This is a genomic window from Actinophytocola gossypii (genome assembly GCF_025165815.1).
Classification (GTDB): domain Bacteria; phylum Actinomycetota; class Actinomycetes; order Mycobacteriales; family Pseudonocardiaceae; genus Actinophytocola; species Actinophytocola gossypii.
In genome coordinates this window covers 23,928-48,903 of record NZ_JAFFZE010000031.1, presented here as the reverse complement: position 1 = coordinate 48,903, position 24,976 = coordinate 23,928, and the positions used below count along the sequence as shown (strand labels likewise).

Below are 24,976 nucleotides of genomic sequence, written 5' to 3'. Positions count from 1 at the left end.
CGTGCCCGGAGTGGATCTCTTCACCCGCTCGTGGGCGGCGTTGCGCGCCGCCGTCGCGGGGCTCGCGGACGAGGACTTCGGCCGGCCGTCGGGCTGCGCCGGGTGGCTGGTGCGGGACCTGGTGTGCCACCTGGTCATCGACTCCCAGGACGTCCTGATCACGTTCGCCACCCCGGTCGACGCAGAGCCCACCCGCGACGCGGTGACCTACTGGACCGTCACCGACACGCCGCCGACCGGCGAGGACCCGCTCGACGCGCTGACCGTCCGGATGGCCGCCGCGTACGAGGACCCGGGGCTGCTCACGTTCCACCTCGACGACGTGGGCTCCGCCGCCGGCCGGGCCGCCGCGCTCATGGACCCGGCCCAGCGGTTCGGCACCCGCGACGAGGTCATCACCGCCGCCGACTTCCTCGACGTGTACGTCCTGGAGTGGACGCTGCACCACCTCGACCTGGTCGCGCACCTCCCGGACGTGCCGGGACCACCGGCGGACGGCCTCGCCCGGTCCCGCGAGCTGCTGGAGGCGATCGCCGGCACCGCGTTCCCGGCGTCGTTCTCCGACCGGGACGCGCTGCTGGTCGGTACCGGCCGGCGGACGCCGACCGACGCGGAGGCGGCCGCGTTCGGCGCGCGGCTCCCGTTCGTCCTGGGGTAGGTCAGCCGGGCGGGGCCCAGACCTGGTTGTCCTCGCCGTGGCAGGTCCAGATGACCAGCTGGGTGCCGTCGGAGGTGTCGCTGCCCGGCACGTCGAGGCACTTGGTGGCCTGGACGTTGATGATCCAGCCCTCGGAGGTGACCGCCCACTGCTGGGCTCCGGTGCCGTTGCAGTCGTAGAGCTGGACCGTCGCGCCGTCGTCGGTGGCGCCGCCGTTCACGTCGAGGCACTTGCCGAACACCCGCACCGTGCCGTCCAGCAGGAACTCCCACTGCTGCGCGTCGGTCCCGTTGCACTCGTGGAGCTGGACGGGCGTCCCGTTCGCGGTGTCGGCGCCGGCGACGTCCATGCACTTCCCGGCCAGACCCGTGACCTGACCGGACGGGGCCTGCTGCGTCGTCGTCGTGGTGGTCGTCGTGGTCGTGGTGGTGGTCGTCGTCGGCGCGGCCGATTCGGTGGTGACGGGTACGTCCCGGTCTGGCTCCTGTTGGCTCGCCCGGATCGGCCGGTCGGGGGTGAGCACGTTGAACATGACGACGGCGAACACGATGGTCACCACGACCGCCGCGCCGGAGACGAGCGCCCAGGTGTCCGGCTTCCAGCGCCGGGCGCGTGGCACCGGCCTGCGTCGCGGCGGCGCGGACACCGGCGCGATGACCGTGGTCGGCGCGTCGACGTTCGGCTGGCCGCCGAGCAGCCGAGCGGCCTCGCCCCGCCGCGCGGCGATGCCCGAGGCGACCAGGGACGGCCACGGGTGCGCGCTCGGGCCGATCATCCCGCGCAGCTGGTCCGCGGTCGGCCGCTGCCGAGGGTCCTTGGCGAGGCAGGCCGCCAGCAGCTGACGGACCCGGGACGGGAGCGCCCCGGACAGCGGTGGCTGCGCGCCCACCACGTTCGCCAACGTCTCGGCCCGGGTCGCGGCGTCGAACGGGCTACGTCCCGTGGCGGCCAGGTGCAGCACCGAGCCGAGCGCGAACACGTCCGCGGCCGGGGTCACCGGCTGACCGCTCGCCTGCTCGGGCGCCATGAACTCCGGGGCCGCGACCGCCAGGGCGACGTCGTGGTCGAGGGCCCTGGCGACGCCGAAGTCGAACACGCGCACCCCGTCGTCGGTGAGCCACACGTTCCCCGGCGTCAGATCCCGGTGCACCAGGCCGGCCCGGTGGAGTTCGGTCAGCGCGCCGACCAGCCCGGCCGCCAACCGCAGCACGGCGTCCTCGCCGAGCAGGACGCCACGCTCGACCACCTCGCGCAGCGACACCCCCGGCACGAACTCCGCGGCCAGCCACTGCCCGGTGCCGGCGTCGACGAGCCGTCCGACGTGCGTCCCGGACACCTGACGCAGCGCCGCCACCTGTTGCGCGAGCCGCTGCGGGAACCCCTCGTCGGCCGTCAGCCGCGGGTCGACCAGCTTCACCGCCACCGGTCGGCCGTCCGGCCCGCTGCCCAGCAGCACCGGCCCCGTCTCGTCCGTGCCGAGCCCGGCGACCAGCCGGTACGGCCCGACCTGTCTCGGGTCCGAGTCCCCGAGTGACTTCACGTTCACCCTCCTACCGTCAGCCACCCGCGTGGGCAGCCTGCCATAGTTCAGGTGAGCGCCGCGTCGAGCGGGAGGGCGGCCGGGCGGGGCAGCGGGGCGGTGTTCTCGGCGCGGAAGGCCTGCAGCAGGTAGGCCACGAGCCGGCGGGAGGCGTCCATGGTCGTTTGGGACGTGCCGGCGTGGACGCCGCCGTTGGCCAGCAGGACGAGCACCACGTCGGCCGGGTCGAAGTCGGGGCGCAGCGCGCCGGCCGCCTGCGCGCGCCGCACCAGTTCGACGAACCCTCGTTCCGCCCGCTCCCGCATCTCCCGGAACTCGGTGACGTGGGGAAAGGCCGTGACGAACGCCTTCGAGAACCCGCGGTCGCGGGCCTGCATCTCGCACACCTCGGTGAGGACGCGGCAGAAGGCCCGCCACGGGTCGGGATCGGCGAGGGCGGCGTCGAGCATTCCGGCGCACTCGCCCATCTGCTCGGCGAAGGCCTCCGCGACCAGGGCTTCCTTGGTGGGGAACCGGCGGTAGAGGGTGGCCACCCCGAGTCCGGCGCGGCGCGCGATCTCGCTCATCGGGACGCCGAGCCCCTCGGTGGCGAAGACGTCCCGCGCCGTGTCGAGGATCCTGGTCCGGTTGGCGGCGGCGTCGGTACGCAAGCGAGGCGATGGCTTCGGCACCTCTCTCACTTTAGCGGAAGTGGAAGCCATCTTCCGTTTCCGCCGGTACAAGTGGAATATGTCTTCCACTTCGATGCGACTCGCGACCTACGACCGGTACGGCCCCGCCGAGGTCCTGTCGGTGACCACCGCCCCCGTGCCGCGCCCGGGTCCCGGCGAGGTCCTGGTCCGGGTGCGAGCGGTGTCGGTCAACGGCGGGGAGTTGTCGATGCGCGCCGGCCGCCTGCGCCCGTTCAGCGGCAACCGGTTCCCCAAGCGGGTGGGCGTCGACCTGGTCGGCGAGGTGGTCGAGCCGGCGGGCAGCAGGTTCGCGGCCGGTGACCTGGCGTGGGGCGTGCTGGGTCGCCGGATGGGGTCGGCCGCCGAGTACGTCGCCGTGCGGGCCGACCGGCTCGACCACGTTCCCGCCGGCCTCGACCCGGTCCGGGCCGCCGCCCTTCCCGTCGGAACGACCGCGATCACCGCACTGCGCGACCTCGCCGCGTTGGCACCCGGCGAGCGGCTGCTCGTCCGAGGAGCGACCGGCGGCGTCGGCCACCTCGCCACCCAACTCGGGAAGGCGATGGGCGCGCACGTCACCGGCCTGGCCGGCGCCGCCAACCTCGACCTGGTGACGGAACTCGGCGCCGACGAGGCGATCGACTACCGCGCACCCGGGGAACTGGGACGTTTCGACGTCATCCTCGACACGGTCGGCACCGAACTGCCCGCGTATCGCGGGCTGCTCAGCGAACGCGGCCGGCTGGTCGCGATCGCGTTCGACCTCGACCGTCCGGTGCGCTCGCTGAGCTACATCGCGGCCCACGCGGTGCGGCGGAGCCGCTGGGTCCGCGCCTTCAGCGGAAACCCGACGACGGCACTGCTCGCCGAACTCGGCCGCTGGGTCACCTCCGGCGCGATCCGTCCGGTTGTCGACCGGGTGTTTCCACTGGCAGACATCGCCGCCGCACACCGCGCCCTGGAGCGGGGTGGCGTGCGCGGGAAGATCGTCGTCGAACTTCCGTGAACCTTTTGTGCCGCAACAGGTAACAGCGAGCGCGACCCGGTCGACTCACCTTTCACAGGTTCCCACTCGCGGAGGCATCAATGTCCAGCGAAAGAATGATTCGATTCCACATCGCGCTCGACAAGATCCTGCAGAAATCCAAGGAGGGCCAGCGAAGCGAAGTTGTGTTCTCGCTTTCCATAACCGCACTCCAATCCGCCGTCGACAACGAGGACGTCGACAGCGCGCTGGGGATCTTCGAGGACTGCGCGGACCTGTACGCCGCGATGGAAGAGCCGGAATCGTGGATGGGAAGCCGACTCGGCCAGCTGAGCGGACAACTGCAGAAACTGGTCAAGACCGACGACAAGACCGACGACAAGACGCCCGACGAGGTTCCGAGCGAAATGCCGAGCATCATGCTCTGAACGCCTACGCCGCGGCGCCCCCGTCGACGAGCAGATCGTGCCCGACGAGGTAGCTGGCCTGTTCTCCGGCGAGCCACGCGATGGTGTTCGCGAGTTCGTCCACGGTGGCGACGCGGCCGATGGGCAGCGCGGTCTTCATGCGTTCGGCGCGGCCCTCGGCGGTTTCCCCGGGCAGGAGGGACATGGGGGTGTCCACCGGCCCGGGGCTGACCGCGTTGATGCGGATGCCGTCGCCGATGTACTCGAGGGCGGCGGCGCGAGTGAGCGCGCTGACCCCGGCTTTGGCGGCGATATAGGCGCTGATGCCGGGGATGCGCATGTGCGCCCCGAGGTTGGAGGCGACGTTGACGATGGCGCCGCCACCGTGCTGACGCATGTGGTTGATCTCGTGCTTCATGGCCAGCCACGTGCCGGTGAGATTGGTGTCCAGCACCCGGCTCCAGGACTCCTCGTCCAGGTCCGCGACCGCCCCGCCGGCGAACACGCCGGCGTTGTTGACGGCGACGTGCAGTCCGCCGTGCCGGCCGGCGGCGGTGGCGATCAGGTGCTCGATGCCCCCGGCCCGGGTGATGTCGACGGTGATCGCGTCCGCGTGGCCGCCATCGCCCTCGATCAACTCCACCGTCCGCGCCAGCGGTTCGGCACCGCGGCCGGCCACGACAACGGTCGCGCCCGCGCGGGCGAACGTCCGCGCGCAGGCGCGGCCGATACCCGAGCCGCCGCCGGTGACGAGCACGACCTTGCCGGTGAACTGTGTGGTCATCGCATTTCCTGTTCTGTGATGGGATTTCCGGTTCGCGCACGCCGGTGACGTGTCCGAGCGAAGGTGGCCACGGCGAGTGCGGTGACCGCGGCGGTCACGCCCGCGGCCACGAGGAAGGCGAACTGGTAGCCGGCGGCCGTCGCGGTGTTCCGGCCGGCTCCCTCGCTGATCAGTTGGGTGGAACGCCGCGCGGCGAGGGTGGCGAACACCGCCAGGCCGACGGTGGGCCCGACCTCCATCGCCGTGTTCGCGACGGCGGCCGTGACACCGGCCCGACCGACCTCGGTGTCCCGCGTCGCGGCGGACATCGCGCCGGAGAAGGCCAACGTGATCCCCACCGGCAGGACCAGCAGCGCGGCGAGAACGCCGCCCAGGTACGGCGTGTCGTCGCCGAGCGGGGCGAGCAGCAGGAACCCGACCGTGGTGACCGCCGTGCCGGTGATGACCGTGGAACACGGGCCGAGCCGGAGCACCACCCGGCCGGACTGGCTCCAGGCGACGAGCTGGGCCACGCCGAACGGGAGGAAGGCCAGCGACGTCAGCACCGGCGAGAAGGTGCGGACCTGTTGGAAGTACAGGGAAAGGAGGAAGAACGTGCTGGCCATGACCGCGGCCGTCACCAGGATCACGACCAGCGCCACCACACGCCGTGGCGACGCCAGCAGACCGGGTGGGACCAGCGGTGCCGGGCCGCGTCGCTCCACCGAGACGAACCCGAGGAGAGCGACGGCGCCGAGGCCGAACGCGACCCACGTCGCCGTGCCGGATCCACTGCCCGCGACGCTCACCAGCGCGTAGGTGACCGCCGACAGTCCGACGGTCGCCAACGCCGCGCCGGGAACGGCCAGCGGAGCCGGGGATGGTGGCGGCCCCGGCGGTAGCAGCTTCGACGCCAACAGGCCGGCACCGGCGGCCAGCAGCGCGGGAACGACGAACGCCCACCGCCACGACGCCCAGGTGCTCACCACACCGGACAGCAGATTGCCCGCCGTGGCGCCCATGGCGGCGAGTCCACCCCAGGCGGCCATCGCCCGTTCCCGCCGGAGCGAGTCGGGAAACAGGGTGGCCAGCAGAGCCATCGCCGCGGGAGCGGCGAGCGCGGCGGCCGCGCCCTGCGCGAGCCGCGCGATCAGCAACACCACGAGCCCAGGACTCACCGTCGCCGCCACCGAAGCGACGGCGAACCCCAGTACCCCGGCGCGGAAGGCACGACGGTGCCCCCACCGATCGGCCAACCGGCCGCCCAACAACAACAGGCCACCGAACGCCAGCCCGTACGCGGTGCTCACCAGCGCGAGATCGGCATATCCGAGGCCGAGCTCCCGACCTATCGCTGGCAGGGACACCGTGATCACGGTGATCGCCGCGATGAGCACCACCTGCACCGTGCCCAGCACGGCGAACCCCGCTCGCACAACGCCCCCAATTTGGACTGATCAATCTAGTATTTACCCAGCAAAAAACGACCGCGAGCGCCCCTCAGGCGAACGTGCTCAGCGCCTCGGTCACCGCGTCCCGCAGGTGTCGCTCGTCCCAGCCACCCTTGCCGACCACCCGAAGCCCTTCGAGGAACACCAGGAGGAACCGGGCGATCCGCCGCGGCTCGGCGCCGTCGCGAAGTTCGCCCTGGGCCTTCGCGCGCAGCAGCGCCGAGGTCAACGCCACCTCCACGGTGTTCCAGCTCGACTCGACACACCGCGCCACCACGCGATCGCCGGGCAACCGCTCCACCGCGGCGTTCACCACCAGGCAACCGCGTTCCCGCTGCTCACCGGTTGCTTCGCGGACGAACCCCTCGAGCAACTCCCGCACCGCGGGCAGCGCGGGGCCGGGACGCGACAAGGTCTCGACGACAAGAGGATCACGCGACTGGATGTAGCGGTCCAAGGCGCGCACGTACAACTGGTGCTTGCTGCCGAAGGTCGCGTACAGACTGGCTCGCGCGATCCCCAGGTGTTCGACGAGGTCAGCGGTCGACGTCGCCTCGTACCCGCGCGACCAGAACAGCTCCATCGCCGCGTCAAGCGCGACATCGGGGTCGAACTCCTTGGTCCTCGGCACGACCGAAGACTAGCCAAACTAGATCGATCAGTCAAATATCGAGTTGCCCACGTTCTCCGTAGCGGATCGATGCGACCGTCGACGGAGCGGTGTTCAGCCGACACCGGCCGAGCGGTTGTCGAGCCGTCCGGGGACCGAGCGTCTCCATCCCGCGGCCGCCCTCACCCCGTACCGGACGCCGGAAGCACTCAACCGGCTTCCCGTTCACTCAGCGCATTCCCGCCGAGCTCGACGAGCAGGTGATCAAGCGAGGAGGCACTGCGTTCCATGGATTCGAGGTCCATGGCGCCATGCCGGCCTCGAAACAGCGGACTGACCGTGGCGCATCAGGATCGCCGTGCCACCGCCGTCGTCACGGAGCTCGACTCGCAAGGCGCCCATAGCGCAGAACCTCTCGACCGTCGTATCGATTCGGTCCCGGCGTCCAACCCCGCCGCCGCGGAGCCCCGCCAGCCTGGTCTTGACCGAGGCAAGCTATCCCGAGTTGGAAGGGCTGCCGCGAGTACCGTGTGTGATGTGATCACAGGGTGTCCGCACGGCTGGTCGTTTCCAGAGCTCGAGTTGGCCTGCTTGGACGATGTCGAGGTCGTGCTCCGGTGCGAGCGCAACCCGTCGGTGTCGGTGCGTTTCGCGGAACGGCATGTAGTGCCAGCGCCGCACGACCGCAGGATGTTCTTCGTCGTTGGCGCGCAGGCACCCGGGCTGGATGCTCGGCTGGAGGGCGTCACCAATTTCGTGGTGGGCCGGGGTCTCGTTCGTTTTGTTGACAGCATGGACTTTCGCGGTTGGCAGGGTGAGCGACGTTGGACCAACGCTGATCGCGATCTGATGGTCGGCGCGAGGTTCGAGCCGGGGGGACATGTTGCGCTGACGTGGACGTTGCAACCGTGGCGTTCTGCTTATGGTGGTTGGGGCGTAACGACCGTCACTTGGCTGGAGGCCGGTGCGGCGAAGGATGATCTGGTCGCCCAACTCGACGCTTTCATGACGGCGGAAGGATTCCCGGTCGACTACCTCGAGAGCGACAACGAGTTCAACTGACAACCTGACGGGCCGAAGGGTGACTTTCGGTGGCAGGTTAGCGAGGGCTGGCCGACGCCAGCCGGCCAATCTGTCGAGGACGGCCGGCCATGCCGACAGGCGATATGTGCGCTGTCGAAGGCCTCGCCCGTCCATCCGGCCTTCGCCAGGTCCTCGACTGCCTACCTCGCCCGGCGCGGTCAAGCGTCCAGCGGTACCCACAACCAGACCAAGACACTCGTCGAAGCCCTCGTCGCCAATGCCACCATCACCAACACCCGCGACGACGAGGCCGCAACCACCCTGCCCGCGGAAACGACCACGAACGGAGTGGTTCGCGCAATGACCAAATCGGTGGGGCCGAAGGGAGTCGAACCCTCACTGGCTGGAACCTAAATCCAGTGCCTCTGCCGTTGGGCTACGGCCCCGGGCGGGGTGGTGCCCGCGCCTCCGACAGCGTAGCCAGGGTCGTTTGGTTGAGAGTAACGACATGGCGCTACCTATTGGTTAGGATCCGACCTCGGACAGTGGCGGCACGAGCACGGTCGGGGCGTGATCATGGTGCGGTTACGGGTTTGGGTTGGGCTTGTCCTGGGTCTGGGCGGCTTGGTGGGCGCGTTGGTGGGCTTACCCGCGCCAGCGGAGGCGCGGGAGCGCCCGCAGGAGGATCGACAGCTCATCTACCCGGGCGGAGCCAGTTACCCACGGGTCATCCGGCTGGAGCACAGCGGGAACGCCAACGGGCGGGTGCTCGCCAGCGTGGGCAGCGTGATCGACGGGGACAGCGTCGGGATCATCCTCGAGAGCACGGACGGCGGGGACACCTTCCAGCACGTGGGGACGATCGCCGATCCCGCTGGGGCGAACGGGCGCGGGATGTGTTGCGGGTCGCTGTACGAGCTTCCATCTCCGGTCGGGGACATGCCGGCGGGGACCTTGCTGTGGGCCACCACCACCGGGTACTCGGTGTCGCCGGCCGATCGGGCGACCACACAGCGGTTGTGGGTCAGTCGGGATCTGGGACGGACCTGGACCTTCAAGTCGGACATCGCGACGTCACCCAACCAGTACAACGCCTGGGAGCCGGAGCTCTTTGTTGCCGGTGATGGGCAGTTGGTGGCCTTGTACGCGGACGAGAGTGACAAGCCGGACCACGACCAGAAAATCGTTCAGGTGCGGTCGCGGGACGGGGTCAACTGGAGCCAGCCCGCCGACACGGTCGTGAACGACGACTTCTTCGTGCGACCGGGCATGCCGGGGGTGCGGCAGCTCGCCGACGGGACCTACTTCCTCGTGTACGAGGTGTGCAACATCGAGGGGGAGCCGCTGTGCTCCATCTACTTCCGAACATCACAGGACGGGTGGGATTTCGGGGATCCGAACGATCTCGGGACTGGCGTCCGGACCGGGGACGGGAAGTATCCTCGGCACACGCCGACCATCACGGTGAGTCCGAACGGCTCGATCCTGCTGGTCAGTGAGATGCTGGTGAACGCGGACGGCAGCCACGCCCCCGGCAACGGTCGCACGATCCTGGTCAACGATCGGGGCGGTGCCGGGGACTGGCGGGAGATCCCCGCGCCGGTCGAGGTTCCCGATCCGAACAACGAGGGCTGTCGCAACTTCAGCCCGACCCTGCTCGCCTCGACGGACGGGACCAGCGTCCTCCAGATCGCCACCGACACCGTCGACGGCGTCTGCAAGGCCTTCTACGCCAGCGGACCCGTCACCTGAACCTCGGAGTCGCCCGTGCGCAACCCCTTCCGCGCCGTTCACGCGATCGTCGAACGGTTCGAGGCCCGCGGTGTCTACGTGCCGGGCGAGGACCACAAGCCGATCTCCGCCTGGCGGGACTTCGGCTGGCTCATCGCCACCTGGTTGGTCACGCTCGCGGTCTTCGTCCTCTTCTTCGCGCTGGCCGCCTAGCGAGCCCGTTCGGCGTGGCGTCGATCACTTTCGGTGCCACGGTGATCACAGGTCGGCCACGGCACGACACCAACCCCGCTTCATCGCCGGTGCTCGCCGCCTCCCCCCGGGATAGTGCATTCAGACGTACAACTCTCCCCCAGGAAGGGGTATCCCCGTGCAGCTCGCCAGACTCGCGGTCGCGGCATGCGTACTGCTGGTTCTGGTCGGATGCGGAATCGGACATTCCTCAGAAGTCGACACTTCCGCGCGGACCGCGTCCCCCACCGCGGCGGCCGAGCGTTCGGAGTACCGCGCCACCGACAACGCCCGCAGACTCCTCGGCGACGGTGTCGTCCTGACGATTTCCCGACCCACGTCCTTCACCCCCACCGACACCGCCTACCCCCGCGCCGCCCGGGCCGTCGCCTTCGAGCTGACCATCGACAACGGCGGCCCGATCCCCTACCGGCCCGCCGGCCTCGCCTTCACCGCCACCGTCGACGGTGCCCCGAGCGAGCAGGTCATCGACTCCACCCAGGGCTACACCGGCACCGCCGGTGCGACCGAGGAGATCGCGCCCGGCGCCTCGCTGCGCATCGCGGTGGCGTTCGCCACGCCGGACGAGCCCAGCCGGATGCGGGTCGCGGTGCGGCAGAAGTCCTCGGCCACCACATCGATCCTGCTCTACGACGGCACCGTGTGAACGGGGCGGCCAACGCGATAGCGTCGCGTTCATGACAGCGCAGCAACGGCTGGCCGAGGGCGATCCCGCCCCCGACTTCCGCCTCCCGGACAGCACCGGCACCGAGGTCTCCCTCGCCGACTACCGCGGTCGGCACGTCGTCGTCTACTTCTACCCCGCCGCCGGGACGCCCGGGTGCACCAAGCAGGCCTGCGACTTCCGGGACAACCTCGCCGAGCTCGACGGGGCCGGGTTCGCGGTGCTGGGCGTCTCCCCCGACAAGCCGGCCAAGCTGGCGAAGTTCGTGGCCGACGAGGGGCTGACCTTCCCGCTGCTCTCCGACGAGAGCCGGGAGGTCATGACCGCGTGGGGCGCGTACGGCGAGAAGCAGAACTACGGCCGGACGGTCACCGGGGTGATCCGGTCCACGTTCGTCGTGGACCCGGACGGGAAGATCGCCAAGGCGCTGTACAACGTGCGAGCGACCGGACACGTGGCGAAACTTCGGCGGGATCTCGGGGTCTGAACGTCACGGAACGGTCGCGGTTCCGGGCGGCCGGACAACGTAGTGACGGAGTGTTCCGTACGCCACTGACGTGCGGAAAGTTGCCACTCGAACGGGTCAACTTTGTGAATCCAGGTTGCGTAACCATGGCATGCGCAACTCGTTACTTCGTCGTTTTCGGTACGTGCTCGTCGCCGCTCCGCTGACCCTGGCCGTCGGCTGCGGTGCCGTGACCGCGGGACCGCCCGAGCCGGTGCAGCCGGCGCCGCGGGCGGCGGTCGAGCCGAGGAACCAGCCCGGCGTCGGGCCTCGGACCACCGGTGCGGCCGCGGTGGAGCGGGCGGCGACCGAGGTCGAACCGAACACGATCGTGGGTGCTGTCGTCCTCGATCGGGCGAGTGGGGGGCGGCCGTTGGCGATCAACGCCGACCGGCAGTTCCGGTCCGCCTCGCTGGTGAAGCTGCTGATCGCCATCGACGCTCTGGAACGCGGCGCGGACGGCGAGGATCGTCGGCGCCTGTACCAGATGCTGGAGCTGAGCGATGACGGGCTCGCGAGCGAGTACTGGGTGCGGGGTGGCGGACCGGACATCGTGGTGCGGACGAGCGCGGAGCTCGGTCTGACCGGGACGATGCCGCCGGAGGTGCGTGGTCAGTGGGGCGAGGTGCTGGTCACGCCGGCCGACGTGGTGCGGATCTACGAGTACATCCTGGACATGCCCACCGCGGATCGCGCACTGGTGGTCGACGCGCTCGCGTCCGCGCCGCGAGTCGCCGCGGACGGGTTCGACCAGCATTTCGGGATTCCGGACGGGCTGGGGATGCGGTGGGCGATCAAGCAGGGGTGGGGGAACAACGACTTGGCGATGGTGCTGCACAGCACAGGGCTGGCCGGGAGGGACTGGCGGTACCTGGTGGTGCTGCTGACCGAGCATCCGCTCGGGTCGGACTGGGGGAAGTCCGCGAACTCGGTGACGGCCGCGGCGAAGGCGCTGCACGACCTGCTTCCGAAGGCATGACGGCCCGTGGGCGTGATCGACATGTGCACAACTGGGGTCAGGGGCGGGGTAGGGCGCGCAGGTGGGGTAGGAGCAGGCGGAGTGCGCGGCCTCGGTGGGAGGCGGTGTCCTTCTCCTCCGCGGTGAGTTCGGCGGAGGTTCTGGTTTCGCCATCGGGGACGAAGATGGGGTCGTAGCCGAAGCCGTTCGTGCCTCGGGGGGCGCGGGTCAGGCGGCCCGGCCACTCGCCCCGGACGATGATTTCCGTGCCGTCGGGCAACGCGAGCGCGGACGCGCACACGAATCGTGCGGTCAGGCGCTCTTCGGGAACGTCGGCTACTTGTTCCAGGAGCAGGCGGAGGTTCGCCTCGTCATCCTTCGCCTTGCCTGCCCAGCGGGCCGACAGGACGCCGGGCATGCCGTTGAGGGCGTCTACGGCTATGCCGGAGTCGTCGGCCACGGTGGGTAGGCCCGTCGCGGCCACCGCGTCCCGGGCTTTGGCGACGGCGTTGTCCTCGAAGGTGGCTCCTGTTTCCGGAGCTTCGGGGAACGGGGCTACGTCGTCGAGGCCGACGACCTCCACCCCGGCGCCGGTGAGGATGCGGCGGAGTTCGGTCAGCTTCTTGGCGTTGCGGGACGCCACCAGGAGCTTGCTCATGCGGGGAGCTGACCGGGGTAGGGCTCGGCCAGCGCCTCCGACTGGCGTTGGTTGATCGTGGCGCAGCCGGCCAGGGCCAGGTCCAGCATGGTGTCGAGCGTCGACCTGGTGAACGTCGCGCCCTCGCCGGTGCCCTGGACCTCGATGATCGTGCCGGCGTCGGTGGCGACCACGTTCATGTCGACCTCGGCGCGGGCGTCCTCCTCGTACGGCAGGTCGAGGCGGACTCGGCCGTCCACCACGCCCACGCTGATGGCGGAGACGGCGCAGGACAACGGTTGCGGGTCGGCCAGGCGGCCGGCGGCGTTGAGCCACGTCACGGCGTCGGCAAGGGCTACGTAGCCGCCGGTGATGGCCGCGGTTCGGGTACCGCCGTCGGCCTGGATCACGTCGCAGTCGATCACGATCGTGTTCTCGCCCAGGGCGGCGAGGTCGATGCAGGCGCGTAGGGAGCGGCCGATGAGGCGGCTGATCTCGTGGGTGCGGCCGCCGATCCGGCCCTTGACCGACTCGCGGTCACTGCGCGTGTTCGTCGCTGAGGGGAGCATCGCGTACTCGGCGGTGACCCAGCCCAGACCCGATCCCTTTCGCCAGCGCGGGACCCCGTCGGTGACGCTCGCCGCGCACAACACCCGGGTCTTGCCGAACTCGACGAGCACCGAGCCCGCCGGCCACACCTGGAAACCGCGGGTGATCGTGATGTCCCTGAGCTGGTCGTCGTTCCTGCCATCGCTTCGTGCCACCGGGTCACCCTAGACCGCGTAGGTCGCACCCCTGGTCACCAGCTCCGCCGGACCGGTGAACTCGGCTCGGGCCTCGGCGAGCACCGCGTCGGGGTCGGTCCACGGGGGCACGTGGGTGACCAGGAGACGGCCGGCGCCGGCGGCGTGCGCGAGGCGGCCGGCCTGCGTGCCGGACAGGTGCAGGTCCGGCGGGCGGTCCTCGGCGTGTGTCCAGGACGCCTCGGCGAGCAGCACGTCGGCGTCCTGGGCCAGCTCGTCGAGGGCGGCGCAGGGGCCGGTGTCGCCGGTGTAGACCAGGGAGCGTCCGTTGTGGACCACGCGGAAGCTGTACGCCTCGCAGGGGTGTGCGGCCTTGGCGGCGGTGACCTGGAACGGGCCGATCGTCACCGTGCCGCTGTGCAGGGGGTGGAACTCGTACACGTCGGTGAGGTCCTCCACCGCCCGGTCCGCGGCGTCGGGGCTGTAGGCGGCGGCGAACCGGCTCGGGGCCTCGCTCGGCGCGTGCACGGGTAACCGGTGCGGGCGCGGCGCCGCCGGGTGGTAGCGGCGGAGCACGGTGAGCGCGGAGAAGTCGGCGCAGTGGTCGGGATGCAGGTGCGAGAACAGCAGCGCGTCCAGCGCGAACGGGTCACGCACCGCCTGCAGCTCGGCCAGCGTGCCGTTGCCGAGCTCGACGCCGAGCAGGAAGCCGTCGGCCTCCAGCAGATATCCGGAGGAGGGGGCACACGGCCCCGGCGCGCTGCCGGAGCAGCCGAGGACGAACAGCTTCACGCGGGACAGCCTGGCACACCCGGCTCACCCCGTGGTGACGGGCGCGAACGCGCCGAGCTCCGGTCCGAGGAACCGGCGCGCCAGCCGGGCGAACGGCTCGGCCGGCCCGGTCGCGACCAGCTCGTGCCTCGGCTCGGTGCCCGGCTCGGCCAGCAGGTCCAGCTCGGTGAGTACGCGCACCACGTCCTTGGCGGTCTCCTCAGCGCTGGACACCAGGGTGACCTCGTTGCCCATCACGATCTGCAGGACCCCGGTGAGCAGCGGGTAATGGGTGCAACCGAGGACGACGGTGTCCACGGCGGCCCGTTGCAGCGGCTCCAGGTAGCCCTGGGCGAGGCCGAGCACCTGGCGGCCGGACGTGATGCCGCGCTCCACGAAGTCCACGAACCGCGGGCAGGCCGCGCTGGTCAGCTCGATGTGCGGGGCCGCGGCGAACGCGTCGTCGTAGGCGCGGGAGCGGACGGTGCCGGCGGTGCCGATCAGCCCGACGCGGCCGTTGCGGGTGCTGGCGACCGCGCGTCGCACGGCCGGCACGAGCACCTCGACGACCGGGATGTCGTAGCGCTCGCGGGCGTCGCGCAGGCACGCCGCGGACGCCGTGTTGCAGGCCACGACCAGCAGTTTCACCCCGCTGGCGACCAGCTCGTCGGCGACCGCGAGTGCGCGGGTGCGGACCTCGGCGATCGGCAGCGGGCCGTACGGGCCGTTCGCGGTGTCGCCGACGTAGCGCAGCCGCTCGGCGGGGAGCTGGGCGGCGATCGCCCGCGCGACGGTCAGACCGCCGACGCCGGAGTCGAAGACGCCGATCGCTTGTTCGCTGCCGCTACGAGCCACGCTGCCAGGATGCCACCGAGCGCGCCGAACAGGTGACCCTGCCAGGAGATGCGCGGGTCACCCGGCAGGACGCCGAGCAGCGTGCTCCCCCAGTACAGGAACAGCACGACGGCCACCGCGAGCTGACCGAAGCTGCGCGTGAACAGGCCGCGGACCAGCAGGAACGCCAGCCAACCGAACGCGATGCCGGACGCGCCGACGGTGACGCCCTCACCGCCGGTGAGCCAGACGCCGGTGCCGCTGGCCAGCCAGATCGTGGCGGTGACCGCGATCCACTGGCCGAGACCGTTGGCCATGGCGAGGAACCCGAACAGCAGGATCGGCAGCGTGTTCGCGAACAGGTGCGCCCAGCCGTGGTGCAGCAGCGGCGCGAGCAGGATCCCGTCGAGCCCGCCGAGCGTGCGCGGCTGGATGCCGAGGTTGTCGAGGTTCGCCGGCAGGATCACGTCGAGCACCTCGACGAGGTAGAGCAGCACGGTGAACGCGCCGACGACGATCCCCGCCTGCGCGAGGTTCGGCGGCAGGATCCGGTTGGCCGGAGTCTTCGCGGGTGTGGTGCTCATGTCATCGAGGCTACGTGCGGATCCGGGGTGCCGGATCGGGGTTTACCCGGAGATTCGGACCCGCGAACGTACGACTCGCGCGACGCGAACGTACGACTCGCGCGACGCGAACGTACGACTCGCGGGTTCAGGCCCAGAGGTGGCCGTCGAGGTGTTCGGCGGCTTCGTCGAGGGTGCCGGAGTAGGCGCCGGTGGAGAGGTACTTCCAGCCGGCGTCGGCGACGATGAAGACGACGTCGGCGGGGGTACCCGCGCGGGCGGCCTTGTCGGCGACGGCCAGGGCGGCGTGCAGGATGGCGCCGGTGGAAATGCCGGCGAAGATGCCCTCGGTCTCCAGGAGCTCGCGGGTGCGGCGGAGGGCGTCGTAGGAGCCGACGGAGTAGCGGCCGGTGAGGACCTCGGGGTCGTAGAGCTCGGGGACGAAGCCCTCGTCGAGGTTGCGCAGGCCGTAGACGAGCTCGCCGTAGCGGGGCTCGGCGGCGACGACCTGGACGTCGGGCTTGTGTTCGCGCAGGTAGCGGCCGGCGCCGACGAGGGTGCCGGTGGTGCCGAGGCCCGCGACGAAGTGGGTGACCGTGGGCAGGTCGCGCAGGATCTCCGGGCCGGTGCCGGTGTAGTGCGCGCCGGCGTTGTTGGGGTTGCCGTACTGGTAGAGCATCACCCAGTCGGGGTTCTGCTTGGCCAGCTCCTTGGCCCGCCGGACGGCCTCGTTGGAGCCGCCGGCGGCCGGGGAGTTCACGATCCGCGCGCCGTAGGCCTTGAGCAGCGCCCGACGCTCCTCGGAGGTGTTCTCCGGCATCACGCACACCAGCCCGTAGCCCTTCAGCTTGGCGGCCATGGCCAGCGAGATGCCGGTGTTCCCGGACGTCGGTTCGAGGATCGTGCACCCGGCGCGCAGCACGCCGTCCCGCTCGGCGGCCTCGATCATCCGCAGCGCCACCCGGTCCTTCACCGAGCCGGTCGGGTTGCGGTCCTCGAGCTTGGCCCACAGCCGCACGTCGGCCGACGGCGACAGCCGGGGCAGGCCGACGAGCGGGGTGTCGCCGAGGGCGTCGAGCAGCGAGTCGAAGCGCGCCATCGCGGGTCAGCCCCCGGCGACGGCCGGCAGGATGGTCACGTTGTCCCCGTCGGCGACCGCGGCGTCCAGTCCGCCGGCGAACCGCACGTCCTCGTCGTTGACGTAGACGTTGACGAACCGGTGCAGCGAGCCCTCCTTGACCAGGCGGGCCTTGAGGCCGCCGTGGTTGGCCTCGAGGTTGTCGATCACCTCCGCCAGGGTGCTGCCCTCCGCCGGGACCTGCTTCTCCCCACCGGTGTGGGTGCGCAGGATCGTGGGGATGGAGACGGTGACGGCCATGTGCTACCTCCGTGTGTGTGGCTTCCTGAAGACAAAGACGTTCTGGGGTCCGCGGGTATTTCAGACCACTTCCACCGGCTCCTCGGTGACCGCGCCGTCGACGATCCGGTACGAGCGCAGCACGTGCTGGTCCGGGTCGCTGGTGCCGATCAGCACGTAGTGCGGCGACGGCAGCAGCTGGGCGTACTCACCCGCTCGGGCGATGTCGGTTCGGGAGGGGTACGGCTCGGTCGCGGTGTGTGAGTGGTAGATCACCACCGGCTCCTCGTCCTTGCCGGTCATCTCCCGGTAGACGGCGTTCCACTCGGTGGCGTCGAACTCGTAGTACGTGGGCGAACGAGCCGCGTTGAGCATCTCGATGACCCGCTGGGGCTCGTCGGAGCCCTCCGGCCCGGCCAGGATGCCGCACGCCTCGTCCGGGTGGTCGCGGCGCGCGTGCGCGACCATCGCGGCCACCAGGTCCTCACGTATCCGAAGCACGCCTCGATCCTACTGGCTGGACAGGACGTTCCCAGTTACTGAGAAGGCCACACGTCGCGGTACGCGGGCAGCCCGGCCAGCGGCGTCGCGGCCAGCACGCCGTGCACGATCGCCCTGGCGAACACCTCCGCGGCCGCCGCGCACAGCCGGTCCAGCGCGGCGGCGCGCGCGACCGGGCCGAACGGGGCGTCCGCCTCGGTCAGCGGGCGGGCGCCGGTGGCGGCGGCGAACACCGTGTCGCCGTCGAACATCGTGTGCGCCGGCCGGATCGCCCTGGCCACGCCGTCCTGCGCGGCGACGGCGACCCGGCGGCACTCGGCCTTGTCCAGGTCGGCGTCCACCGCGACCACGCCGACGACGGTGTTCAGGTCCGACGGCGCCGTGTCCGGCAGCACGCCGGGGCGGTCGGGCCAGCTCGTGTCGAAGTGGTCGGCGGCCCAGGGGCGCCCGGTGGCCGGGTCGACCGCCTCGCCGGCCGCGTTGACCACGGCCAGCGCGCCGACGGTGAACCCCTCGACCTCGGCGCTCGCGGTGCCGACACCGCCCTTGAGCGAGCCGACCCGCGCGCCGGTGCCGGCGCCGACGCAGCCCTGCGCGACCGGCCCGGCGGCCGCCGCGGTGCACGCGAGGTAGCCGAAGTCGGCGGTCGGCCGGTTGCCCCAGGCCGAGCGGGGCAGGTCGAAGATCACCGCGGCCGGCACGATCGGCACCACCTCGTGCGGCGCGGCGCCGACCCGCATCCCCCGGTCGTGTTCGGCGAACCAGCGCATCACCCCGTCGGCGGCCGCCAGTCCGTAGGCCGAGCCGCCGGACAGGCAGACCGCGTCGACCCGCCGCACCAGGTTCTCCGGCACCAGCAGGTCGGTCTCCCGGGTGCCGGGGGCGCCGCCCCGGCCGTCGACCGCGCCGGTGGAGTCGGGTGGCAGCAGGACGACGGTGGTGCCGGTGGCCCAGCCGTCCCCGATGCGCTGGTGGTGGCCGACCTCGACGCCCGCGACGTCGGTGATCGCGTCAGCGGCCGTCATCAGCGGTCGTCATCTGGGCTCAACGCCATGACCAGGTGCTCCTGCATCCACGTCAGCCACTGGTAGACGCCGAGGTGCGGGCTGCGCGGGTCGTCCTCCGGCAGTTCGTCCGGCATGTCCTCGGACACGTCGAGCGTGGTGCCCAGCGCCAGCCGGACGTCGTTGACCGCGGACAGCCACGCGTCGGCCTGCTCCAGGCTCAGCTTGACCGAGCCGCCGTTCGCCGGGCAGGTGTCGAGCACGACGCCGGCCACCCCGGTCTTGAGGTCCAGCAGCTCCGGCTCGTGCAGGGAACGCAGCGCCGCGGCGGAGTCGCGCTCCTCCTTCGACGGCTCCTCGCCGTCCATCCGGTGGAAGTCGGGCAGCAGGCGGGACAGGATCGGGTCGTCCGGGGCGGTGGACATGCCGGTGCGGATGCCGGTCAGCTCGGACAGCTCGTCGCGCGGGGTGGCCTCCAGGCGGGCGCGCAGCATGCCGTCGATCTGGGTGATCAGGCCGCGCAGGACGGTGGCCTCGCGGCGGTCGAGCTTGCTGATGACCGTGTCGCCCCTGCGCTCCCAGGGAATCACGACTGGTGCTCCATCGTCGCCCACAGGCCCGCCGCGTGCAGTTTCGCGACGTCGCCCTCCACCTTCTCCTTGGAGCCCGACGAGACGATCGCCTTGCCCTTGTGGTGCACGTCGAGCATCAGCTTCGTGGCGTGCTCGCGGGAGTACCCGAACAGCTTCTGGAACACGTAGGTCACGTAGGACATGAGGTTGACCGGGTCGTTCCACACGACGGTCTGCCACGGCTTGTCCTCGGCCGCGTACTCGGACCCGACCGGTTCGGCCCGGGTCTGCTCCTGCTCGACAGGCACCGGCGTACTTGCCCTGATCCCGACCGACATACCGACCATGGTGGCACGACTACGCTGATCACTCATGACCGGATCTGGTGCGAGCACAGCGTTGCTCACCGATCACTACGAGCTGACCATGGTGGCCGCCGCGCTGGCCGCCGGTACCGCCGACCGGCGGTGCGTGTTCGAGACGTTCGCCCGCCGCCTGCCGGACGGCCGCCGCTACGGGATCGTCGGCGGCACGGCCAGGGTGATCGAGGCGATCGCGGACTTCACCTTCGGCGACGACGAGCTGCGCGAGCTGGCCGACCACGAGGTCGTGGACGCCGCGACACTGGACTGGCTGGCGAACTACCGCTTCCGCGGCGACGTCGACGGGTACCCGGAGGGCGAGCTGTACTTCCCCGGCTCGCCGCTGTTCACCGTGCGCGGGACGTTCGCCGAGGCGGTGCTGCTGGAGACGCTGGTGCTGTCGATCCTCAACCACGACAGCGCGATCGTGTCGGCCGGCGCGCGGATGGTGAGCGCGGCGAACGGGCGGCCGATCATCGAGATGGGTGGCCGCCGCACGCACGAGCGGGCCGCGGTCAGCTCGGCGCGGGCGGCGTACCTGGCGGGTTTCGCGACGACGTCGAACCTGGAGGCCGGGCGGACCTACACGATCCCGACCGCGGGGACGTGCGCGCACGCGTTCACCCTGCTGCACGACAGCGAGCGGGACGCGTTCGCCGCGCAGGTGGAGGCGCTCGGCTCGGACACGACGCTGCTGGTGGACACCTACGACATCACCCAGGGCATCGAGACCGCGATCGAGGTGGCCGGGACGGGGCTCGGCGCGATCCGGATCGATTCGGGTGACGTCGGGGTGCTGGCCAGGCAGGCGCGGGCGCAGCTGGACGCGCTGGGGGCACGCAACACCCGGATCGTGGTGTCCGGCGACCTGGACGAGAACGCGATCGCGGCGCTGCGGGCGGAGCCGGTGGACGCCTACGGGGTGGGGACGTCACTGGTCACCGGCTCCGGCTCGCCGACCGCCGGGATGGTCTACAAGCTCGTCGAGGTGGACGGTCGGCCGGTGGCCAAGCGCAGCTCGCACAAGGAGTCCCGCGCCGGGTGGAAGGCCGCGCTGCGCCGCTGCAAGCCGACCGGGACGGCGCTGGAGGAGGTCGTGTACGCGGTCGCCGACGGCACGCCGGAGCGCGGCGAGCACGACCGGGAGCTGGTGGAGCCGATGCTGCGGGGTGGACAACCGGTGGGCGACCCGCCCACCCTGGACGAGAGCCGGCAACGCGTGCGGGACGGGCTGGTCAGCCTGCCGTGGGAGGGCCTGAAGCTGTCCCACGGCGAGCCAGCGATCCCGACCGTCTACCAGTAGGAGCCGATGGTGGCGAACGCACTGATCGTGGTCGACGTGCAGAACGACTTCTGCGAGGGTGGCTCGCTGGCCGTGGCCGGCGGTGCCGCGGTGGCGGCCGCCGTCACCCGGCTGATCGGGTCCGGCGAGTACGGCCACGTGGTGGCGACGCGGGACTACCACGTCGACCCGGGCGCGCACTTCAGCGACGACCCGGACTTCGTGGACTCGTGGCCGCCGCACTGCCGGGCCGGGACGCCGGGCGCGTCGTTCCACCCGGAGCTGGACGTGTCCGGGGTCGAGGCGGTGTTCTCGAAGGGCGCCTACGAGGCCGCGTACTCCGGCTTCGAGGGCACCACCGCGGACGGCACCACGCTGGCGGCCTGGCTGCGCGCCCACGACGTGTCCGATGTGGACGTCGTGGGCATCGCGACCGACCACTGCGTGCGGGCCACCGCCCTGGACGCCGCCCGCGAGGGCTTCGCCACCACCGTCCGCCTCGACCTCACCGCCGGCGTGTCGGCCGCGACCGTCGACAAGGCCCTCCAGGAGCTGACCGCGAGCGGGGTCCGGCTCGGCTGAAACGCGCCCCCGTTCCCGGACCAAGTACCGGTGAATCGGGAACGGAGGCAGCGGGTGGACGAGGACGAAACGGCATGGCGGACATCGGGGCGGGACCCCGACGCCTTCGAGGATTTCTACCGCGCACACCTCGACACGGTGCAGCGGTTCGTGGCCCGCCGGGTGGCGGACCCGCACCTGGTCGCGGACCTGACCGCCGAGGTGTTCCTCGCGGTGGTCCGGTCGGCGCACGGGTACCGGGCCGACCGGGCAGCGTCACGGGCTGGCTGTACGGGGTCGCGCACAACGTGGTGTCCGCCGAGCGGCGCGCGCCGGGCGCGGGAGCACCGGGCGCACGAACGGATCGCCGGCCGGCGCGAGCTGACCGGGCTGTCACCGCACCGTCGAACGCTTCGAGGACGCCGACGGGCTGGAGCGCGAGCTGGCGGCCCACGGCGTGGCGGCCGAGGTCGACTACGCCCCACCGGGACAGTGGTGCCGGGACACGCCACCGCGCTACGAGTCCGCGCCGAACGAGCCCCCGACGAGCTCGGTGCTCGACCCCGATGGCGGCTATTCGTGGACCGTGCGGCCGGCGGACCTCCGTGACCGGACCCTGGTCATCGAGTACTCCACCGAGGTCACCGAATACGAGCAGCACGGGTTCGAGTTCACCGAAAGCAGGCTCAGCCTGAGCATCGGCACCGCCCGCCGTCCCGTGGCACCCTGCGAGCTGGTCGACGCGCAGTAGCGGGTCAGGACGGCGAGCAGGTCACCGTGCCGACGACGATGTCGCCGGTGACCTGCTCGGTCGGGCCGTCGGGGAACAGGCGGACGTGCAGGAGGTTCACCGTCATCGCGCCGTCGGTGGGCTCGGTCAGGGTCTTCTCGTTGAAGGTGAGGGTCGCGATCGGTGGGGCATCGGGTTCGGAACCGGGGATGGTGACCAGGTAGTTCGGCGGGATCGGGGACGGCACGGTCACGCCGCTCAGCTCGCCGAGGCGGACCCGGGACCTGCTCCCGGTCTCGGTCGACTCGCAGGTCGCGGTGAAGTCGGCGATCCGGATCAGTTCGGGGCCGCCGTACTGGGCCAGGCCCGCCAGGCGGAACCGGCCGCCGGTGACCGACGCGCTCGCCACGCCCTGGTCGACCTCGCACGTCGTGTCGCCCGCCTCGAACTCGGCGAAGCCCTCGATCCCGCCGCCCTCGGTGGTCGCGTCCTCGACCTCGCCAGCGCACGGGGCGAGTGTCTCGATCGTCGCCGGTTCACCGTCCAGCACCAGGTCGGCCGAGCCGAGGGACGCCCGCGCGACCGGCGCCGCCGCCCGCGCCGGAGCGGCCGTGGACAGCACGACCGCCACCGCGGCCAGCCCGGCGAACACCCTTCGTGTCGTCATGGCGACAGAGAAGACCGGCGCCGGGCACGTCGGCGCCAGCCGACCGGCCGAGCGCCACCCGGTCGGGGACGCAGGACAACCCGACCGGGTGCATGCGCAGAGTTGTCCGACGGCAGAGGTACCGTTCCGGCTGTGCCGCCCACCACCGAACTCCCCGGCCTGTCCGAGCTGCTGGCGACGGCGGTGGCGGCGGTGGGCGGGACCGAGCGACCCGGCCAGGTCGAGATGGCCGAGGCCGTGGCCCGCGCCATCCGCACCGGCGACCACCTCGCCGTGCAGGCCGGCACGGGCACCGGCAAGTCGCTCGCCTACCTGGTCCCGGCGCTGCGGCACGCCGTCGAACGCGAGGCCACCGTCGTCGTCTCGACCGCCACGATCGCGCTGCAGCGCCAGCTCGTCGACCGGGACCTGCCTCGGTTGGAGAAGACGCTGGCCAAGCCACTGGGCCGCAAGCCGACGTTCGCCATCCTCAAGGGCAGGCGCAACTACCTGTGCCTGAACAAGCTCGACAGCGGCATGCAGGACGAGCCGGACGACGAGGCCCTGTTCGACCCGTTCCAGGTCTCCGCGCTCGGCCGGGAGGTCACCCGGCTGCGCGAGTGGGTGTCCGACACCGAGACCGGCGACCGCGACGAGCTCGTCCCCGGCGTCACCGACCACGCGTGGCGGCAGGTGTCGGTCACCGCGCGGGAGTGCCTTGGCGCGTCCCGCTGTCCGATCGGCACCGACTGCTTCGCCGAGAAGGCCCGCGCGGAGGCGGGCCGGGCCGACATCGTGGTCACCAACCACGCGCTGCTCGCCATCGACGCGCTGCAGGGCTTCCAGGTGCTGCCCGAGCACGACCTGGTGATCGTCGACGAGGCGCACGACCTCGTCGACCGGGTCACCTCGGTCGCCACCGGCGAGCTGACCTCGGCCGCCGTGTCCGCCGCCGCGCGGCGCGCCGGGCGGGTGGTCGACCAGGAGCTCGCCGACCGGCTGCTCGAGGCGGGCGACGGGTTCGCCCTGATGCTCGAGGACCTGCCGAGCGGGCGGCTGGACGCGATGCCGGAGCCGCTGGCCGGGGCGCTGGCCGTGGTCCGGGACGCCGCGTACACGTGCCTGTCCGGCCTCGGCCCGGAGCGGCCGGCGGACCTCGACGTGGCGACCGCGCGCAAGCTCGCCCAGTCCCAGCTCGACGAGGTGCACGACACGGCCGTGCGGCTGCTCCGCGCGTTCGACGCCGACGAGGCGCACAAGCGGGACGTGGTGTGGCGCACCGCCGACAGCGGTCTCGGCCCGCCGCGCCCGCCCGCGCTGAAGGTCGCGCCGCTGGCCGTCGGCGGGCTGCTGCGGGAGCGGTTGTTCGGCCAGCACACGACCGTGCTCACGTCGGCGACGCTGACCCTGGGCGGCACGTTCGACTCGATGGCGCGGTCCTGGGGCCTGCCGGCGGACCGGGAGGGCGCGAGCACGAAGGCCGAGGGCACCGCGACCGACAAGGCACCGGACGGTCCGAAGTGGACCGGCCTGGACGTCGGCTCGCCGTTCGACCACCGGCGGTCCGGGATCCTGTACCTGGCCAGGCACCTGCCGCCACCCGGCCGGGACGGGCTGCCCCCGGCCTACCTGGACGAGCTGGCGGAGCTGATGGCCGCGGCCGGCGGGCGCACGCTCGGGCTGTTCTCGTCGATGCGCGCGGCGAAGCAGGCGACCGAGGCGCTGCGCGGCCGGTCGGAGCTGCCAATCCTGTGCCAGGGCGACGACTCCACCGGCCTGCTGGTGCGCAAGTTCGCCGAGGACGAGGCCACCTGCCTGTTCGGCACGCTGTCGCTGTGGCAGGGCGTCGACGTGCCCGGGCCGTCGCTGTCGTTGGTGGTGGTGGACCGGATCCCGTTCCCCCGCCCGGACGACCCGCTCGCGTCGGCCCGGCAGCGGGCGGTGGAAGCCCGTGGCGGCAACGGTTTCCTGTCGGTGGCGGCCACCCACGCGGCGCTGCTGCTCGCGCAGGGCACCGGCCGGCTGCTGCGCGCCACCGACGACAAGGGGGTGGTGGCGATCCTCGACCCCCGGATCGCGACCGCGCGCTACGGCGGGTTCCTGCGCGCGTCACTACCCGAGTACTGGACGACCTCGGACGCCGAGGTCGTGCGCGCGGCCCTGCGCCGGCTGGCCGCGAACTGATCAACCAGGGA

Annotated in this window: 30 protein-coding genes, 1 tRNA gene and 1 pseudogene; 14 read left to right on the top strand and 18 right to left on the bottom strand. The window is 71.6% G+C overall.

Annotated features, from left to right (window positions below; genetic code table 11):
- Positions 1-10: 10 nt before the first annotated feature.
- The gene (locus JT362_RS33705; protein WP_260195963.1) at positions 11-658 is read left to right on the top strand and encodes a maleylpyruvate isomerase N-terminal domain-containing protein; all 648 of its coding nucleotides are present in this window, start codon (positions 11-13) and stop codon (positions 656-658) included.
- A gap of 1 nt (position 659) precedes the next feature.
- On the opposite strand, the gene JT362_RS33700 is transcribed toward JT362_RS33705, so the two are convergent.
- Positions 660-2,198 carry a protein kinase domain-containing protein gene (locus JT362_RS33700; protein WP_260195962.1) on the bottom strand — a complete coding sequence of 513 codons (1,539 nt, stop codon included), beginning with the start codon at positions 2,196-2,198 and terminating at the stop codon, positions 660-662.
- A gap of 47 nt (positions 2,199-2,245) precedes the next feature.
- Complete coding sequence (locus JT362_RS33695) at positions 2,246-2,869, bottom strand: TetR/AcrR family transcriptional regulator (RefSeq protein ID WP_260195961.1); 624 nt, start codon at positions 2,867-2,869, stop codon at positions 2,246-2,248.
- Positions 2,870-2,942: 73 nt separating this feature from the next.
- Here JT362_RS33695 and JT362_RS33690 point away from each other — a divergent pair, with 73 nt between their 5' ends.
- Positions 2,943-3,875, top strand: coding sequence for an NAD(P)-dependent alcohol dehydrogenase (locus tag JT362_RS33690; protein WP_260195960.1), 933 nt, complete (start codon positions 2,943-2,945; stop codon positions 3,873-3,875).
- Between the two features lie 80 nt (positions 3,876-3,955).
- Complete coding sequence (locus JT362_RS33685) at positions 3,956-4,282, top strand: hypothetical protein (protein WP_260195959.1); 327 nt, start codon at positions 3,956-3,958, stop codon at positions 4,280-4,282.
- 4 nt (positions 4,283-4,286) lie between these two features.
- On the opposite strand, the gene JT362_RS33680 is transcribed toward JT362_RS33685, so the two are convergent.
- The 3 genes from JT362_RS33680 to JT362_RS33670 form a co-directional block, all read right to left on the bottom strand.
- The gene (locus tag JT362_RS33680; RefSeq protein ID WP_260195958.1) at positions 4,287-5,045 is read right to left on the bottom strand and encodes an SDR family NAD(P)-dependent oxidoreductase; all 759 of its coding nucleotides are present in this window, start codon (positions 5,043-5,045) and stop codon (positions 4,287-4,289) included.
- Positions 5,042-6,460, bottom strand: a complete 1,419-nt coding sequence (locus JT362_RS33675) for an MFS transporter (protein ID WP_260195957.1) — start codon at positions 6,458-6,460, stop codon at positions 5,042-5,044. Before JT362_RS33675 ends, JT362_RS33680 begins: the two co-directional genes overlap by 4 nt.
- Before the next feature lie 64 nt (positions 6,461-6,524).
- Complete coding sequence (locus tag JT362_RS33670; protein ID WP_260195955.1) at positions 6,525-7,106, bottom strand: TetR/AcrR family transcriptional regulator; 582 nt, start codon at positions 7,104-7,106, stop codon at positions 6,525-6,527.
- A 570-nt stretch (positions 7,107-7,676) separates the two neighbouring features.
- Between JT362_RS33670 and JT362_RS33665 the strand changes: the two genes are divergently transcribed.
- Entirely contained in the window at positions 7,677-8,147 is a 471-nt protein-coding gene (locus tag JT362_RS33665) for a DUF6228 family protein (protein WP_260195953.1), read from the top strand.
- 334 nt (positions 8,148-8,481) lie between these two features.
- Here JT362_RS33665 and JT362_RS33660 read toward each other — a convergent pair.
- A tRNA-Leu gene (locus JT362_RS33660) sits at positions 8,482-8,554 on the bottom strand.
- A gap of 181 nt (positions 8,555-8,735) precedes the next feature.
- Between JT362_RS33660 and JT362_RS33655 the strand changes: the two genes are divergently transcribed.
- From JT362_RS33655 to JT362_RS33635, 5 genes are all read left to right on the top strand, one after another.
- Positions 8,736-9,860: a sialidase family protein gene (locus tag JT362_RS33655; protein WP_260195952.1), complete on the top strand. Its 1,125-nt coding sequence runs from the start codon at positions 8,736-8,738 to the stop codon at positions 9,858-9,860.
- Between the two features lie 15 nt (positions 9,861-9,875).
- Positions 9,876-10,052: a hypothetical protein gene (locus JT362_RS33650; protein WP_260195951.1), complete on the top strand. Its 177-nt coding sequence runs from the start codon at positions 9,876-9,878 to the stop codon at positions 10,050-10,052.
- A gap of 157 nt (positions 10,053-10,209) precedes the next feature.
- A complete protein-coding gene (locus tag JT362_RS33645; protein ID WP_260195950.1) occupies positions 10,210-10,737 on the top strand; it encodes a hypothetical protein in 528 nt (175 codons plus the stop codon).
- Positions 10,738-10,768: 31 nt separating this feature from the next.
- A complete protein-coding gene (gene bcp, locus JT362_RS33640; RefSeq protein WP_260195949.1) occupies positions 10,769-11,242 on the top strand; it encodes a thioredoxin-dependent thiol peroxidase in 474 nt (157 codons plus the stop codon).
- Positions 11,243-11,405: 163 nt separating this feature from the next.
- A complete protein-coding gene (locus JT362_RS33635) occupies positions 11,406-12,239 on the top strand; it encodes a serine hydrolase (RefSeq protein WP_260195948.1) in 834 nt (277 codons plus the stop codon).
- A gap of 37 nt (positions 12,240-12,276) precedes the next feature.
- On the opposite strand, the gene rdgB is transcribed toward JT362_RS33635, so the two are convergent.
- The 11 genes from rdgB to clpS all read right to left on the bottom strand — a co-directional run bounded on the left by rdgB (position 12,277) and on the right by clpS (position 19,538).
- Positions 12,277-12,876: an RdgB/HAM1 family non-canonical purine NTP pyrophosphatase gene (gene rdgB, locus JT362_RS33630; protein ID WP_260195947.1), complete on the bottom strand. Its 600-nt coding sequence runs from the start codon at positions 12,874-12,876 to the stop codon at positions 12,277-12,279.
- Positions 12,873-13,619 (bottom strand): ribonuclease PH, encoded by a 747-nt coding sequence (gene rph / locus JT362_RS33625; protein ID WP_260195946.1) that lies wholly within the window; start codon positions 13,617-13,619, stop codon positions 12,873-12,875. Before rph ends, rdgB begins: the two co-directional genes overlap by 4 nt.
- A gap of 9 nt (positions 13,620-13,628) precedes the next feature.
- The gene (locus JT362_RS33620; RefSeq protein WP_260195945.1) at positions 13,629-14,390 is read right to left on the bottom strand and encodes an MBL fold metallo-hydrolase; all 762 of its coding nucleotides are present in this window, start codon (positions 14,388-14,390) and stop codon (positions 13,629-13,631) included.
- 24 nt (positions 14,391-14,414) lie between these two features.
- Complete coding sequence (gene murI, locus JT362_RS33615) at positions 14,415-15,224, bottom strand: glutamate racemase (protein WP_260195944.1); 810 nt, start codon at positions 15,222-15,224, stop codon at positions 14,415-14,417.
- A complete protein-coding gene (locus JT362_RS33610) occupies positions 15,164-15,787 on the bottom strand; it encodes a rhomboid family intramembrane serine protease (protein ID WP_260195943.1) in 624 nt (207 codons plus the stop codon). Before JT362_RS33610 ends, murI begins: the two co-directional genes overlap by 61 nt.
- Positions 15,788-15,914: 127 nt before the next feature.
- Entirely contained in the window at positions 15,915-16,865 is a 951-nt protein-coding gene (locus JT362_RS33605; protein ID WP_260195942.1) for a PLP-dependent cysteine synthase family protein, read from the bottom strand.
- A 6-nt stretch (positions 16,866-16,871) separates the two neighbouring features.
- Positions 16,872-17,144 carry a MoaD/ThiS family protein gene (locus JT362_RS33600; RefSeq protein ID WP_260195941.1) on the bottom strand — a complete coding sequence of 91 codons (273 nt, stop codon included), beginning with the start codon at positions 17,142-17,144 and terminating at the stop codon, positions 16,872-16,874.
- A 60-nt stretch (positions 17,145-17,204) separates the two neighbouring features.
- Positions 17,205-17,624: a M67 family metallopeptidase gene (locus JT362_RS33595; RefSeq protein WP_260195940.1), complete on the bottom strand. Its 420-nt coding sequence runs from the start codon at positions 17,622-17,624 to the stop codon at positions 17,205-17,207.
- A gap of 35 nt (positions 17,625-17,659) precedes the next feature.
- Positions 17,660-18,649 (bottom strand): P1 family peptidase, encoded by a 990-nt coding sequence (locus JT362_RS33590; protein WP_260195939.1) that lies wholly within the window; start codon positions 18,647-18,649, stop codon positions 17,660-17,662.
- Positions 18,649-19,218, bottom strand: a complete 570-nt coding sequence (locus JT362_RS33585; RefSeq protein ID WP_260195938.1) for a DUF2017 domain-containing protein — start codon at positions 19,216-19,218, stop codon at positions 18,649-18,651. Before JT362_RS33585 ends, JT362_RS33590 begins: the two co-directional genes overlap by 1 nt.
- On the bottom strand, positions 19,215-19,538 hold the full coding sequence (clpS, locus tag JT362_RS33580; protein WP_260195937.1) for an ATP-dependent Clp protease adapter ClpS: 324 nt from the start codon (positions 19,536-19,538) through the stop codon (positions 19,215-19,217). Before clpS ends, JT362_RS33585 begins: the two co-directional genes overlap by 4 nt.
- A gap of 34 nt (positions 19,539-19,572) precedes the next feature.
- Here clpS and JT362_RS33575 point away from each other — a divergent pair, with 34 nt between their 5' ends.
- The 4 genes and pseudogenes from JT362_RS33575 (at position 19,573) to JT362_RS33565 (ending at position 22,156) form a co-directional block, all read left to right on the top strand.
- The gene (locus tag JT362_RS33575; RefSeq protein ID WP_260195936.1) at positions 19,573-20,865 is read left to right on the top strand and encodes a nicotinate phosphoribosyltransferase; all 1,293 of its coding nucleotides are present in this window, start codon (positions 19,573-19,575) and stop codon (positions 20,863-20,865) included.
- A gap of 9 nt (positions 20,866-20,874) precedes the next feature.
- Positions 20,875-21,426 (top strand): isochorismatase family protein, encoded by a 552-nt coding sequence (locus tag JT362_RS33570; RefSeq protein ID WP_311202790.1) that lies wholly within the window; start codon positions 20,875-20,877, stop codon positions 21,424-21,426.
- 30 nt (positions 21,427-21,456) lie between these two features.
- Positions 21,457-21,666, top strand: a pseudogene (locus tag JT362_RS35735) (RNA polymerase sigma factor); the annotation flags it as partial.
- Between the two features lie 196 nt (positions 21,667-21,862).
- Positions 21,863-22,156, top strand: coding sequence for a hypothetical protein (locus JT362_RS33565; protein WP_260195934.1), 294 nt, complete (start codon positions 21,863-21,865; stop codon positions 22,154-22,156).
- Between the two features lie 4 nt (positions 22,157-22,160).
- Here the strand turns inward: JT362_RS33565 and JT362_RS33560 are convergent, their stop codons facing one another.
- On the bottom strand, positions 22,161-22,802 hold the full coding sequence (locus tag JT362_RS33560) for a choice-of-anchor P domain-containing protein (RefSeq protein ID WP_260195933.1): 642 nt from the start codon (positions 22,800-22,802) through the stop codon (positions 22,161-22,163).
- A gap of 132 nt (positions 22,803-22,934) precedes the next feature.
- Here JT362_RS33560 and JT362_RS33555 point away from each other — a divergent pair, with 132 nt between their 5' ends.
- Positions 22,935-24,965, top strand: coding sequence for an ATP-dependent DNA helicase (locus tag JT362_RS33555; RefSeq protein WP_260195932.1), 2,031 nt, complete (start codon positions 22,935-22,937; stop codon positions 24,963-24,965).
- The last annotated feature ends 11 nt before the right edge of the window (positions 24,966-24,976 follow it).